Genomic DNA, 14238 nt, shown 5'->3' with positions numbered 1-14238 from the left:
GCTCTGCCTTTAGTTTATACCGAACAATGCTGCTTCATAATTATACCAGCATCCTGAATACTTCCTCCAGCTTGCTAACGGCATGCACTTTGATCTGGTAATCTTTTATGTTCAGACCTTTTTTGTTGAATTTACTGATGTAGATTTCTTGGAAACCCAGCTTTTCGGCTTCGCTGATGCGGCTTTCAATCCTGTTTACCGCCCGCACCTCTCCTCCCAGGCCTACCTCTGCAGCAAAAGCAACACGTCCGCTGATGGACACATCCTTTAAGGAAGAGATGAGCGATGAACATACTGCCAGGTCTATAGCAGGATCTTCTACTTTTAAACCACCGGCAATGTTCAGGAATACATCATGCACGCCAAGCCGAAAGCCCCCTCTCTTCTCCAGCACTGCCAGTAACATTTGTAACCTCTTGTTATCGTAGCCTGTACTGCTACGCTGTGGGGTACCGTAGGTAGCGGGGCTCACCAGGCTCTGAATTTCTATCATGAGCGGGCGGTTGCCTTCCAGCATAGCGCCAATGGTTACGCCGGCAAGATCTTCTTCTCTTTGCGAGATCAGGATCTCGGATGGGTTGCTTACTTCCCGAAGCCCATCGCCTGTCATTTCGTAAATGCCCAGCTCAGAGGTAGAGCCAAAGCGGTTTTTGATGGTGCGCAATATACGGTAACTCATATGCCGGTCGCCCTCAAACTGTAGCACGGTATCTACCATATGCTCCAGCACCTTTGGTCCGGCCAGTGAGCCTTCTTTGGTAATATGGCCTATTAAAAACACCGGCACATGACTTTCTTTCGCAAAGCGCATCAGCTCCCCGGTACATTCCCGCACCTGCGATACACTGCCCGCAGCCGATTCTGCCCTTGCCGTCTGCAGGGTCTGAATAGAGTCCACGATCAGCAGATCCGGTTTCATTTCCTCTATCTGCACAAAGAGGTTCTCCAGGTTTGTTTCTGAAAGAATATAGCAGTTGGGGCTGTTGCGCTGCATGCGGTCTGCCCGCATTTTAATTTGCTGCTCGCTTTCCTCCCCGCTCACATACAGCACCTTTAACTGTTTCATGGAGGTGGCTATCTGGAGCATAAGCGTAGATTTACCAATGCCTGGTTCGCCACCGATGAGCACAAGGGAGCCCGGTACTATGCCGCTTCCCAGCACCCGGTTTAATTCTGCATCTGCTGTTTCAAACCTTTCTTCTGCGCGGGGCTCAATAGCCGTAATGGCCATAGGCTGGTTTAGGCGCGAATAGCTTCCGGTTCCTTCTTTAGCTGGCCGCCAGCTTTTGGTGGTCTTATCTTCTTTTTGTAGGATTTCTTCTACGTAGGTATTCCATTGTCCGCAGGCCGGGCATTTCCCCAGCCATTTGGGCGACTGAGCTCCACAGTTCTGGCAGAAATAGCTAGATTTTAATTTTGCCACTGATTATAGGTTAAGGCTAAAAACATATCTTTTTTTCCCTTATAAAACAATTTTCAGGCTCTATAAGTGCAAAAAAAGGCACCTTCTGCTACTGCAAAAGGTGCCTTGCTTTTAAATTTTATATATCAATTATTCATTGATTAGTGGCCAGCAGCTCATCGAAGCGCTGCATCTGCTTTTGGTCGTGGCTATAAATATCCTTGGCAAAGGTTACGCGTCCGTCGTCATCAACCCATGCGGTACGGTAATCCAGAATAACTGGTATTTTTTCATTTAGCTTTACATTTTCAGGTTCGGGAAGGTGCATGGATTGCTCAACCCTGGCTGTAGTCCAGCTTGGGTCGTCCAGCAGGTACACTGCAAGATCTACAGGCCGCTCTACCCTGATACAGCCATGGCTGAAATCACGTTCTGCTTTCTTAAAGAGATAGTCTGCCGGAGTATCGTGCAGGTATATGTCCAGATCGTTCGGGAACATAAACTTAATATGGCCTAAAGCATTATGATCTCCAGGTTGCTGTACAATCCTGTATGGGAAGTTATCGGCCGATACTTTGTTCCAGTTAATAGATTCTGCATTCAATTCTGCAGCATCTTCATCCCAGCCCTCATATAATTTAAAGTTGTTCTTACTCAGGTACGACGGATCGTTTTTGAGCTTTGGCAACATTTCTTCTGTGGCAATGCTGTTTGGCACCGTCCAGGTTGGGCTAAAGACAATGTACTCCAGCGTATCGTTAAACAGCGGTGTTCCCGACTTGTAGGCTTCTCCTACAATAACTTTCATATCCATGGCCTTTTTATTACCCTCATAAATATAGAGCATGTACTGCGGTACATTTACCAGCAGATAGCGTCCTTCGGGCCTTTCGCCACTCCAGCGCATACGCTCCAGGTTTAATTGTATCTGAGTAATGCGCTGTTTCAGTGTAGTATTGAACATCTCTAAGGTTTTTCCGCCTACTACACCATCTGGTTCCAGGCCATTTTTTGTCTGGTAAAGCATAACCGCTTTTACAAGCGTGCTGTCATATACCTGCTTAATACTATCAGGCTCAGGGGAATCAAAATAACCATCGGCAGCAAGGCGCTCACGCAGCGTTGCCACATACTGGGTACTGTCTCCTGCTTTAATTGTAAGGTCAGCAGGCAGTTGTGGCCACTCTCCTTTTTCTTCCAGAAGTTTCTTATACTTGGCATAAGCCTGCTTCAGGGCATCATACTGAGGATCCTGTGGCTGGAGTTGCTGAAGCGATGCTTCTATATTACCTTGCTGCAGCGCATTTTGCAGGTGTGCTGCCAGGTCTTTTTCTCTGGGATCTGATCTCCACTGTGCATCCAGCCGCTCCGGATTTACACGTCCGCTTAGTTTGTGGCTGGCAAATTTCAGGTAAGCAGCCGTTAGCTCTTTATCGAGCTTGGTAATGTCTTCTACTGCTGTTTCTTTACCATCTTCTACCTTTTTCTTAAGGTGATAGAGATACTGCAGCTTATAGTCTTCGCTGTTAAGCCCATCCTGGCCTGCCTGCTCAATGGCAGCCAGCAGTTCTTCAGCTTCATCATTTAATCCCCTTTTTTCTACCCAGGCGGTCTGGTAATTACGCTTACTGTAAAAATCTGCAAAGCTTTCCTGCAGGTCTTTTGGCAATTCAAGCTCTTTCAGGTTCCTAAGCATTGCCGTACTGTCAGAGAGTTCATCAGACATGGCAAGATTGATTTCTTCCACATCAAAGCCGCCGCCAAACAAGCCTGCGAACATTCCTCTCTGGCTTCCGGAGCCAGAGTTGCAACTGATCCCCATCAGGGTAATGGATATCAGCAGCAGTGTAAATACATTATTATTAATTCTTACTTTCATTTTTCTCCTTCTATAATAAAAATTTTGCGCACAGCTTATCAATTACCCTTTGCAGGGTAGCATACATAACTGAATAAAATTTTAGGATTTTGGCTGTTAGGGAGTAAAGGCTTATACGGAAGCTTTATAAAAAAGTTATAGAAGAAGAAGGAACAGACACTGTAGTATTATAAGACCGTCTATCAGGCCTGTATAGTACCAGTAAGGGCGGGTATCATGAGCCCCAGTCAATAGCAGAATTGTAAGGGCACACAGCAATATTGTTGCTGCTACGGTTGCGGTAAACCACAGCCCCATGAGCAGTGTATACAGTACCATCAATGCAATAGAAAGCCAGCGGGTTTGTTTAATTCCTATCAGGCCGGGAATCGTAAGCAGTTCGTTCTTTTCATCTCTCCAGTAATCGCGAATATCGAAAGGCAGTGTAATGGCTGTGATGAAAAGCATCTGCACTATAAATAACCGTACTGCATCGGCCAGCGCTATCTGTAGCATTAGTGCCGGCAGCCAGCTGCCTATCGCCGCCCACACATAAGCAATCAGAAAAACCTTGATGAGCGGAATACTTCTGATGGAGCGGTAGTGTTGATGGATGTACTTATCGGGCACATTGTACAGAAGCGACACAATGCCCAGGTGAGCAAAAAAAATGATAACACTAAAAGGCACGAACCAGAGCGAAAGCAGCAGTAGAATCAATGCGCCTGCCAGCAGCGGGTACATGATGTAATTCCAGCGCTTAAACCACTGCACCCTGGTAGTAGCAGTGGTACGGGCAGTGCGTAGTTCTACCAGAAAAATACTAAGGTTATAAATCAGGAAAGTAGCACTGCCTACAATGGCAATTACAGCAGGAAGCCGTTCATCAGCAGCAGCACTGTTCAATATATGATAGCCTGTTAGTACAATGGCCATTGCACAAAGAGCAATAAAAATATTGCTCTTTATTAAAAAGGCAGATATGTACTTTAGGTACTTCATGCATGAAAAAAGCCCGTATGAGGTACATACGGGCTTGTATTATTTTTGAGCAGAGAAGTTTTAGATTTATCCGTTACTAAGTGCTTCGGCACCACCCACAATCTCAAGAATTTCCTTGGTAATAGCAGCCTGGCGGGTACGGTTGTAAGTAAGCTTAAGCTCCTTAAGCAGCTCACCGGCATTGTCAGTTGCTTTATCCATGGCTGTCATCCGGGCACCTTCTTCAGAAGCCCTTGAGTCCAGCAGCATCTTATAAAACTGTATTTTGATAGACTTCGGGATCAGCTCGGTTACAATTTCTTCTTTTGTAGGCTCGAAAATGTAATCGATATTGGCTGCGGCGGTGTTGGTTGCAGGTTCTGCAGGCAGCAGCGGTAACAGCTGTTCTACCCGTACAATTTGTGTAGCAACGTTTTTAAATTCGTTATACACAACTAAAACCTTATCGTAGCGCTTTTCCAGGAAGCCATCCATGGCATACTCTGCCGTACGGCGTGCCTCATCGAAGCTAAGGTTTGGCCACAGACCACTAAACGTAGTATTTGACTTTACATCACGGCGCCTATAGTATTCAAGGCCTTTCTTACCGATAGGCATCACCTCAAGGGTACCCTGTGCCTGGTAGCCACGAAGCTCCTCATCAAGCAATATTCTTATCCTTCTGAAGATATTAGCATTGAATGCGCCACTCAAACCACGATCAGAGGTAACCGCAATCAGGAGCACCCGCTGAACATCCCGCTGCTCTGCAAAAGGGGTTTCAACCTGGGCAGTAGATACATTCTGCAGGATTTCATTCAGCTTTTGCGCATAAGGGCGCATTTGCGTAATTGCCTCCTGCGCCCTGCGCAATTTCGCTGCCGCCACCATTTTCATGGCTTTGGTGATCTGCTGAGTAGAGGTAACAGAAACAATCCGGTTTTTTACTTCCTTTAAGTTAGGCATGCTTGCAGTTTTAAAGAATCCACTCCGGGAAGCACTTGCTTCCCGGAACAGACTATATCAAGCTATTTTAAGCTGTGTAACGCTTCGTTAATTCACGGGCTACCTTTGTGAGCACATCGGTAATTTCATCTGTGTAGGCTCCGGCTCTAAGCTTATCCAGCACACCACGATGCTGTGCACGCAGCAGACCAATGAATTCTTTCTCAAACTCCTTCACACGATCAACAGGTACCTTATCCACCAAACCTTTGGTAGTGGCAAAGATAATAGCCACCTGCTCTTCTACCGGTACCGGAGAGAACTGCGCCTGCTTCAGGATTTCCAGGTTAGCACGGCCACGGTCAATAGTACGCTTGGTAGCAGGGTCAAGGTCGGAGCCGAACTTGGCAAATGCCTCCAGCTCGCGGAACTGGGCCTGATCCAGCTTAAGGGTACCAGCTACCTTTTTCATTGACTTGATCTGTGCTGAACCACCTACGCGTGATACCGAAATACCTACGTTGATGGCCGGACGGATACCTGCGTTGAAAAGGTTGGTCTCCAGGAATATCTGACCATCGGTAATGGAGATTACGTTAGTCGGGATATAAGCCGATACGTCACCGGCCTGTGTTTCAATGATTGGAAGTGCCGTAAGCGATCCGCCACCTTTCACCAGCGGACGGATAGACTCCGGAAGATCGTTCATTTGCTTTGCAAGCTCATCGGAGCTGTTGATCTTCGCAGCACGCTCCAGCAAACGGCTGTGCAGGTAAAATACGTCACCTGGGTAAGCCTCACGTCCCGGAGGGCGGCGCAGCAGCAGCGACACCTCGCGGTATGCTACGGCCTGCTTGGAAAGGTCGTCATAAATAACAAGTGCAGGACGGCCTGTATCGCGGAAGAACTCACCAATGGCAGCACCGGTAAATGGTGCAAAGAACTGCATTGGAGATGGATCGGCTGCCGAAGCTGAAACTACCACGGTATAATCCATGGCGCCACCTTTTTCAAGGGCTGCCACAATACCGGCTACGGTAGATGCTTTCTGGCCACAGGCCACATAAATACAGAACACAGGCTCACCTTTTTCAAAGAACTCGCGCTGGTTCAGGATGGTATCAATTACTACAGCGGTTTTACCAGTCTGGCGGTCACCGATGATCAGCTCGCGCTGTCCGCGGCCAATAGGAATCATGGCATCGATAGCCTTGATACCTGTCTGAAGCGGCTCGTTTACCGGCTGACGATAAATTACACCCGGTGCTTTACGCTCCAGTGGCATTTCGTACAGCGGACCCTGGATAGGGCCTTTGCCATCAATTGGTAAACCAAGTGTATCTACTACACGGCCAACCATGCCCTCGCCTACATTGATAGAGGCAATGCGGTTGGTACGCTTTACAGTATCACCCTCTTTAATGTTGCTGTAGTCACCCAGTAACACAGCACCCACATTATCTTCTTCAAGGTTTAGCACCATGCCAATGATACCGCCCGGAAACTCCAGCAGCTCACCCGATTGTGCACTTGAAAGTCCATATATACGGGCAACACCGTCACCTACCTGCAGTACGGTGCCTACCTCTTCAAGCTCTGCCTCTGTTCTGAATCCCGACAGTTGCTCTCTTAATATTGCCGAAACCTCGTCTGGTCTTACTTCTGCCATTTTGTAGGTTTTTAATCTGGTTTATGATAGACGCCCCTTTGCAGGAGCACCTTTTTAAAATTGTTTTACGTAAGGATTGTGTTTGAACTCTGCTTCGAGTTCTTCCAGCTTAGTACGAATACTTTCGTCTATCTGCTTATCACCAATGCGTAGCACATAGCCGCCAATAAGTGTAGGATCAATCTTTTCTATCAGCTCTACCGTACCACCTGCAATTTCAACAACAGTGGCAATAAAACGTTCACGCAGCTCGGGTGTAAGCGGAAAAGTGGTTACTACCTCTGCCCTGGTGATCCCTTTCACAGACCTGTACTGCCTCAGGAATTCAGTAGCAATTGCCGGAACATAATTCTCACGGCTTTTGCTGCTGATGATTTCCAGGAACTTGCCTGTCATCATGTGGATCTTATTGGTGAACAGGGCACGCAATATTGCCTTCTTCTTTTCACTCTTTACTATCGGATTTCTAAGCAACAACTCAAACTCCCGATTATCTTTGATCGTTTTGTTCAGGAGCGACATATCCTGATACACAGCCTCTAAAACGCCTTTTTCCACTGCCAGGTCCAGCAGGGATTTAGCGTATCGTGAGGCTACTCTTGCTTCTGCTGCCATAATTACTGAACGTTCAGATTGCTAACATAATCCTGCACCAGTGCTTTCTGGGCACTTTCGTTGCTTAGTTCGCGGCGCAGCAGTTTTTCGGCAATCTCCAGCGAAAGCTGGGCCACCTGCCTTTTTACATCAGCAAGTGCAGCCTGTTTTTCTGTATTGATGGCAATGCGCGCTTCATCCAGCTGGCGCTGTGCCTGCTTTTGTGCTTCGCCTTTTGCCTCTTCAATAAGATTCTTGGCTGCCACATTAGCTTCACGAATTATTCTTTCACGCTCAGCACGGGCTTCATCCAGCAGGCGCTCGTTTTCTGCCCTAAGGTTGGCCATTTCTGCTTTGGCATTCTCAGCAGCACGAATAGATTCATCTATAAAATCTTCACGCTGACGCAGGCCTTCCATGATTGGATTCCAGGCAAACTTGCGCAGCAACAGCAACACAATGATGAATGTAATGGCGGTCCAGATAATTAAACCTATGCCGGGATTTACTAATTCCATTTTTTAAACAACTTTTAGGTGTTACTCCTCAATCACAATTAAAAAGAGAAAAACCGGCCCCGCCCTAATGGCAGTGGCCGGTTCTTTTTCTTACTGGGCTATTACTTCAGCACCAATACCAGCTACGTTCAGGGCAATCAGCAGACATACTACCACACCGAAAAGGGCAACACCCTCAATAAGTGCAGCAGCAATAATCATGGCAGTTTGGATACGACCACCAGCCTCAGGCTGACGAGCGATTGATTCCATGGCCTGACCACCGATACGACCGATACCAAGACCTGCGCCTAACGCTACAAGACCGGCACCAATACCAGCACCCATCACGGCTAAGCCTACGTTTAACAATAGAGCGAGTAACATAGGTAATTGTTATTTATTAAAATATAGAAATGGTTTCTTATACAAGTGCTTTATCAACCTGAGCTTCTTCTACTTTTTCATGCTCCTCGTGATGGTGCTCTTCTACCGCACCGCCAAAGTACATGGCCGCCAGCAGCGTGAAAATATACGCCTGCAGCAGGGCAACAAATAGTTCCAGGAAGTACATGAAGGTAGCAAACGCCACGCTGATTGGACTTACTGCAACACTCTGGAAGATAAAGATCAGAGAGAAAAGACTAAGAATGATAATGTGGCCCGCCGTTATGTTCGCAAACAAACGAACCATCAGAGAGAAAGGCTTTGTAAAAATACCGATAAATTCTACAATCGGCATGATTGGCAGCACAGTTTTCAACCACCAGGGCACACCAGGTGTATTAAAGATGTGGCCCCAGTACTCTTTGGTACCGCTAAAGGTTGTAATGATAAACACAATGGCCGCCAGCACAAGGGTTACTGCAATATTTCCCGTTACGTTTGCTGCACCGGGCAACAAGCCTAAAATGTTGTTGATCCAGATAAAGAAGAACAGGGTAAGCAGGAATGGCATAAAGCGGCGGTACTTATGACCAATATTAGGCCTGGCTATATCGTCGCGTATGAATACAATAATTGGCTCCAGGAAAGACTGCAGGCCTTTAGGAGCCGAAACAGCACCTTTTTTATAGCGGCTGGCAATGCTTGAGAAAATGATGAGCATCAGAACCGCACTTAGCAGCATGGAAGCCACATTCTTGGTTATGGACAAGTCCAGCACATCGCCACCACCCACACGCTCAATGTGGCCATGATTGATCTGGTAACCATTATAAGATACCAGCTCATGATTATCGTTGTAAAACCTGGAAGACATGAAAGCCTCCAGGCCACGATCCTGAGAATAAAGTATTACAGGAAGATAAAGCGTTCCGTAAGGTCCATCCCAAAAATGCCACTCATGGGCATCAGAAATGTGGTGCAGAATCATATCACCTGCACTAAAGGGCTCTCCTTCGCTTGAAGCAGCTGACACCTTAGCGGTGTTCAAACCCAGCAACAGAACAACTAAAAGACTGATTTTAAGAACTTTACAGAGATATTGAGCCGTTTCAGATACTTTCATCTTGGGGGTTTTCCAAATGCGCCCGCAAGTTAGTCACAAGTGATGTAATTTCAAACACCTGAAAACACAAATACAGCACAAAGAAGTTGGCCACAAACAGCAGAACTGCCTGTATTCCTGCCACTACCGCCACTGTAATAAAGATTACGCTGGCAAAAAAACGAATGATCATGGCTGTAAAGAAAAAGGCTGTAAAGCTCTTTTTGAACTTTCTGGCACCCCACAGCACAAAAATACCGGTCAATAAAGTAAGTACTGCAAAGAATAAAAGTACCCACCACACCAGCTCGTGTATAGCCTGCGGAGCCGCTGTTCCAATTGCCCACACCAAAAGGGCAAGCCCTGCGACCATAAAGAATAGGCGCAGGGCATGCTGTTTATATAAATTCATTTAGTAACAGATCTCTTCAGTAGTTTGTAGCCCTCCCCGATCAATACTGCCTTAGCGCAAAGCCGGGACAGACGAACAGGATTAAGTACAAAGTAAATGAATATTAAATTCATTATTTACAGACTACCTGCCATTCCGTATAGGAATCATTCTTTTGGCAGGCTTTTGATGGTGATAACGAGCGTTGCCGCCACAGACATAAGGGTGAGCGTTACCAGGCATACCGGAAAGCGCATACCAAGCCATGCATCCAGCTTCATGCCCCCCCAAACTGCCAGGCCAATAACGGCCATCATCTGAAAGGCCAGGCCCGAGTACCTCAGGTAGCTGTTAAGCTGACTTTGCTTTTGCTGATTGCTGGATTCGCTCTTCTTCTTTGGCTGATCCATCCAAGCTGGTGTTTATTTTGATTTCTTTTGCCTTTGCCTGGTCACCTACATTACAGCTTGCGGTAAACACAGCACCGGCTTCCACTACAATTTTATTGGTGATAATATCACCATTGATCTTGGCAGTTGGCTTTAGAATAAGCAACTCTGCAACCTCTACACGACCAGTCACTTCGCCTTCAATTTCAGCATTCTGTGCAAGAATGTTACCATCTATTACAGAAGTACTCCCCAGAACAAGCTTATTTTTGGTGGTAATGTTTCCCTTCACTTTACCATCTATGCGAATGCTGCCAAAGGTTTCCACATCACCAACAATGCTGGTACCGTTGCTGATACTGTTATTGCTGTTGGCTAATTGCTCTACTGCTACTTTTTTCTCCTGCTTGTTAAACATAACACCACTTATTTTAGAATGAAACAAATTCTTCTGGATTAACCGGATTACCGTTGTACCACAATTCGAAATGCAGATGAGGGCCGGTGGTAAGTTCTCCTGTATTGCCAATGATAGCTACTATTTCACCCGCCCGCACAAAATCTCCTGCTTCTTTCAGCAGGGCAGAATTATGTTTGTATAAGGTAACTACATTTGCACGGTGCTGAATTGCCAGCACATATCCTTCCTTCTGAGTCCAGGAAGCAAACAAAACAGTTCCGTCTGCAGCAGCCTTAATGGGCTCGTTCTGCTTAGATACAATATCAATTCCCAAATGCTTTATTTTTGCATTATAGGCAGATGTAACCAGGCCGCTGCCAATAGGAGCTATAAAATACAACTCCTGCAGCTCGCTTGATGAGTTCCCCATGAGCAGCCGCTCATCTACCCCGGTTCCTTCAAACTCTGCCCGCAGTACAGAATCTACCGTGGCCAGGTTATACAGTTCGTCTTCATCTGCCTTGGATTCTGCTATTTCCACTTCCTGCTCCCGGATGAGTGTATCGTTGGCAACCGCACCCGTGGTAAGCTTCTGAAAAGACTCTATAAACGCATTTTTACGGTTCACTTCTGTTTCCAGAGAATCTACGGCAAGCGTTAGCTCAATAAGCTGGCGGTTAGCCTCCACCTCTACATGCCGGGGGTCGAGCCAGGCTGCCAGCAGGGTAGTTACTAAATACAAGCTAACCAGTAGCATAATGAGAAAAATGGCAACTAAAAAAAGTATACCTTTGGCATAGGTAAAACTTAAAGTAGTACGCTCGGCAAAGTTTTCCTCATTGCGCAAGATCAGCAAATAACGGTTAGACAACCACTCTGATAATGTTTTGCGATTCCTCAAGAGCGCATTAATTTAGAATTACTAAAATTACAGCAAAAGTACCGGATTCGCATAATTGCATTAAAGCGATGTACTAAAAATCCGGAGATTGTCGTTTTATTGGATTAAAAAGATATTTGTCTTGCTAAAGGTTCATATTCATATAATTAAACTGCTATCTCTGGCGGTTGGGCTAATTGTAATAGTAAGTGCTTGTTCTCCGGAAGGAACAGGCTTTATGAGCAAGAACTGGCATAACACCACAGCCCACTACAATGCCTATTTTCTGGCCGATCAGAAGTTAAAGGAAATTGAACAACAGATTGAAGATGCTCACCAGCGTAACTTCAACGACCTGCTCTATATTGAGCCGCCGCTCGATACTATAATGGCCCAGCAATATGCCGAGCCCCTGGAGGAAGCTATGAAAATGGCCTCTTTGGCCATTGAAAGACACAAAAACAGCAAATGGGTAGATGACAGCTACCTGCTTGTAGGCAAAGCAAGGTTCTACGGCCGTGAGCTTGAGCACGCCATAGAAACCTTTAAATATGTTAATACCAAAAGCAAGGACGATAACGTACGGCACAAGGCGCTCATACACCTGATGCACACCTTTATGGACGATACCGCGCTGAACAATGCAAAGGGTGTTGCTGATTTTTTACGAAAAGAAAACCTGAACAAGGAAAATACCCGGGACTACAACCTGGCACTTGCCTCGCTGTACCGCCACCGCCAGGAATGGGATCAGATGGCTGCCGTACTGGAAAATGCAGTAGCCGATACCAAGAAGAAAGATGGCCGGGCCAAATTACACTTCATCCTGGGCCAGCTGTACCAGAGAATGGAGAACCAGGAAGAAGCCTATAAAAACTTCAGGCAGGTGCTTCGCAGCAATCCTGACTATGAACTTAGCTTTTTTGCCCGCCTGCACATGGCCCAGGTAGCCAATCTCACCGAAGAAGGTGATGAAAAACAAATACGCCGGTATTTCAGCAAGCTGCTCCGGGACCGTAAAAACAAGGAGTACCGCGATAAGATCTATTACGAAATGGGCAATTTTGAGATGCGGCATGGCAATATCAAAGAGGCCATTGATAATTATAAAAAATCCGTTGCAGTAAGCACCAATAACCCCCGCCAGAAAAGCTACGCCTACCGCAAGCTTGCAGAGTTTTACTATACTGAAGGCAGGTACAAACTCTCCAAAGCTTATTACGACAGTACTGCAACCACTACACCCCAGGACGAAACCGACTATGCCTTTCTGCAGAACAGGCAGCGTATTATGGCAGACCTGGTAGAGCAGATTACGGTGATTGAACAACAGGACAGCCTGCTACGGCTGGCCAGCATGGACCCTGCTGCCCTGGATGCTTATATAGAAGATGTAGTAAAGCAGGAGGAGCAGGCCAGGGAGCTGGCCCTGCGTAAAGGAGCCGAAAAGATAAACCAGGTAAATGTACGCACAGGCTTCAACACCATACAGGATAAGTTTGGTACTACACAGGAAGATGGCAGCGGTGTCTGGTATTTTTACAACACCTCGCTTGTAAGCATTGGGCAAACAGAGTTTGTGAAGCGCTGGGGCAACCGCCCTCTGGAAGATAACTGGCGGCGCAGTGACCGCGGCCGCGAAAGTACAGGTGTTACAACCCAGGCGCAGGCGCGCGAAGAGTTTGAAGATCTGGCTGAAGATGCCATAAGCAATGAAGAACGCATTGCCGCACGCCGCTCGCAAATGATTGAAAACCTACCCATGGCGCCCGAGCAGCAGGCAGAAGCGCGCCTGCAGATAGAAACAGCCTACTACAACCTGGGAAGAATCCTCAACTACGACCTGAAAGAGTTTTTACCCACAGTAGATGCCTATACCACATTGCTCAGCCGGTTTCAGGAATCGGAGTACCGGCCGGAAGTGCTCTATAACCTCTACCTGCTGTACCTGCCAAGCGACGAGGCAAAGGCAGCACAGTACCGGGATGAACTGATCAGGATGTACCCTGAAAGCACTTTTGCCCGTACCCTGATCAATCCAAATTACCAGCGCGAAGAAGACCAGGCTACAGCACAGCTGAAGCAACTCTACTCACGGGCTTATTCGCTTTATCAGCGCCAGGCTTATGCCCGTGCAGACAGTGTTCTGGCACAGGGACAGCAACTATACCCCAATAATACTTTTCAGAGCCATCTGGACCTGCTGCGCATACTCATTATGGGACAAACCGATGATGTGCAGCGTTACCAGTCGTCGCTGGAGCAGTTTATACAGGCTAACGAAAACGAAGAGCTAGACCGCTATGCCACTGAGCTGCTGCAGGCAAGCCATAAGTTTTCTGCTGATAGCACATTATCTCAGGGCACTGTTTACGAGGAAAACTTCAATCAGCCTCATTACTTTATAGCCCTCTACAACTCAGGCCAGACAAAGGCAAATGAACTTATACGCATTATAGATCAGTACAATGCCAAGCAGGAGGCAGGCCGCAGGCTAAAAGCAACTACCATAATTCTGAATGACAGAAAATCGATGGTTTTTGTAAGCCAGTTTCCTGATAAAACCGCTGCAATGCAGTATTTTAGAGCCCTGGAAAGAAAAACTCCTTTTGGAAGTGATTTTGAGAACGCTGATCTGGAATACTTTGTTATTTCTAAAGATAATTTCGGCATCTTGTATAATACTAAAGATGTGGGAAGATATTCAGCCTTCTTCCAGAAGTTCTACTATTAAATCAGCGAT

At 46.6% G+C, this 14238-nt stretch carries 14 protein-coding genes; 1 reads left to right on the top strand and 13 read right to left on the bottom strand.

Going from position 1 to position 14238, the window contains the following annotated elements; genetic code table 11:
• Positions 1-40: 40 nt before the first annotated feature.
• From radA to KWJ01_RS05520, 13 genes are all read right to left on the bottom strand, one after another.
• On the bottom strand, positions 41-1423 hold the full coding sequence (gene radA / locus KWJ01_RS05580; protein ID WP_224995437.1) for a DNA repair protein RadA: 1383 nt from the start codon (positions 1421-1423) through the stop codon (positions 41-43).
• Positions 1424-1556: 133 nt separating this feature from the next.
• Complete coding sequence (locus tag KWJ01_RS05575) at positions 1557-3281, bottom strand: murein L,D-transpeptidase (protein WP_224995436.1); 1725 nt, start codon at positions 3279-3281, stop codon at positions 1557-1559.
• 135 nt (positions 3282-3416) lie between these two features.
• Positions 3417-4196 (bottom strand): hypothetical protein, encoded by a 780-nt coding sequence (locus KWJ01_RS05570; RefSeq protein WP_224995435.1) that lies wholly within the window; start codon positions 4194-4196, stop codon positions 3417-3419.
• Positions 4197-4328: 132 nt separating this feature from the next.
• The gene (atpG, locus tag KWJ01_RS05565; protein WP_224995434.1) at positions 4329-5207 is read right to left on the bottom strand and encodes an ATP synthase F1 subunit gamma; all 879 of its coding nucleotides are present in this window, start codon (positions 5205-5207) and stop codon (positions 4329-4331) included.
• A 67-nt stretch (positions 5208-5274) separates the two neighbouring features.
• Positions 5275-6855, bottom strand: a complete 1581-nt coding sequence (gene atpA / locus KWJ01_RS05560) for a F0F1 ATP synthase subunit alpha (RefSeq protein WP_224995433.1) — start codon at positions 6853-6855, stop codon at positions 5275-5277.
• 54 nt (positions 6856-6909) lie between these two features.
• Positions 6910-7470, bottom strand: coding sequence for an ATP synthase F1 subunit delta (gene atpH / locus KWJ01_RS05555; RefSeq protein ID WP_224995432.1), 561 nt, complete (start codon positions 7468-7470; stop codon positions 6910-6912).
• Between the two features lie 2 nt (positions 7471-7472).
• Complete coding sequence (atpF, locus tag KWJ01_RS05550) at positions 7473-7967, bottom strand: F0F1 ATP synthase subunit B (protein ID WP_224995431.1); 495 nt, start codon at positions 7965-7967, stop codon at positions 7473-7475.
• Positions 7968-8057: 90 nt separating this feature from the next.
• Positions 8058-8333, bottom strand: coding sequence for an ATP synthase F0 subunit C (gene atpE, locus KWJ01_RS05545; RefSeq protein WP_224995430.1), 276 nt, complete (start codon positions 8331-8333; stop codon positions 8058-8060).
• A 37-nt stretch (positions 8334-8370) separates the two neighbouring features.
• Positions 8371-9456 carry a F0F1 ATP synthase subunit A gene (gene atpB / locus KWJ01_RS05540; protein WP_224995429.1) on the bottom strand — a complete coding sequence of 362 codons (1086 nt, stop codon included), beginning with the start codon at positions 9454-9456 and terminating at the stop codon, positions 8371-8373.
• A complete protein-coding gene (locus KWJ01_RS05535) occupies positions 9443-9847 on the bottom strand; it encodes a hypothetical protein (RefSeq protein ID WP_224995428.1) in 405 nt (134 codons plus the stop codon). The genes atpB and KWJ01_RS05535 overlap by 14 nt, the downstream gene beginning before the upstream one ends.
• 146 nt (positions 9848-9993) lie before the next feature.
• Positions 9994-10236 carry an AtpZ/AtpI family protein gene (locus KWJ01_RS05530; RefSeq protein WP_224995427.1) on the bottom strand — a complete coding sequence of 81 codons (243 nt, stop codon included), beginning with the start codon at positions 10234-10236 and terminating at the stop codon, positions 9994-9996.
• Positions 10178-10633 carry a polymer-forming cytoskeletal protein gene (locus KWJ01_RS05525; protein WP_224995426.1) on the bottom strand — a complete coding sequence of 152 codons (456 nt, stop codon included), beginning with the start codon at positions 10631-10633 and terminating at the stop codon, positions 10178-10180. The genes KWJ01_RS05530 and KWJ01_RS05525 overlap by 59 nt, the downstream gene beginning before the upstream one ends.
• A gap of 13 nt (positions 10634-10646) precedes the next feature.
• Positions 10647-11516: a M23 family metallopeptidase gene (locus KWJ01_RS05520; protein WP_224995425.1), complete on the bottom strand. Its 870-nt coding sequence runs from the start codon at positions 11514-11516 to the stop codon at positions 10647-10649.
• A gap of 217 nt (positions 11517-11733) precedes the next feature.
• Here KWJ01_RS05520 and KWJ01_RS05515 point away from each other — a divergent pair, with 217 nt between their 5' ends.
• Positions 11734-14229 (top strand): lipopolysaccharide assembly protein LapB, encoded by a 2496-nt coding sequence (locus KWJ01_RS05515; protein ID WP_224995424.1) that lies wholly within the window; start codon positions 11734-11736, stop codon positions 14227-14229.
• Positions 14230-14238 lie beyond the last annotated feature (9 nt).

This window comes from Cesiribacter sp. SM1, assembly GCF_020178975.1.
Taxonomy (GTDB): domain Bacteria; phylum Bacteroidota; class Bacteroidia; order Cytophagales; family Cyclobacteriaceae; genus Cesiribacter.
Note: the sequence above shows the minus strand (reverse complement) of the source record. Positions and strands in the feature narration are given on the sequence as shown.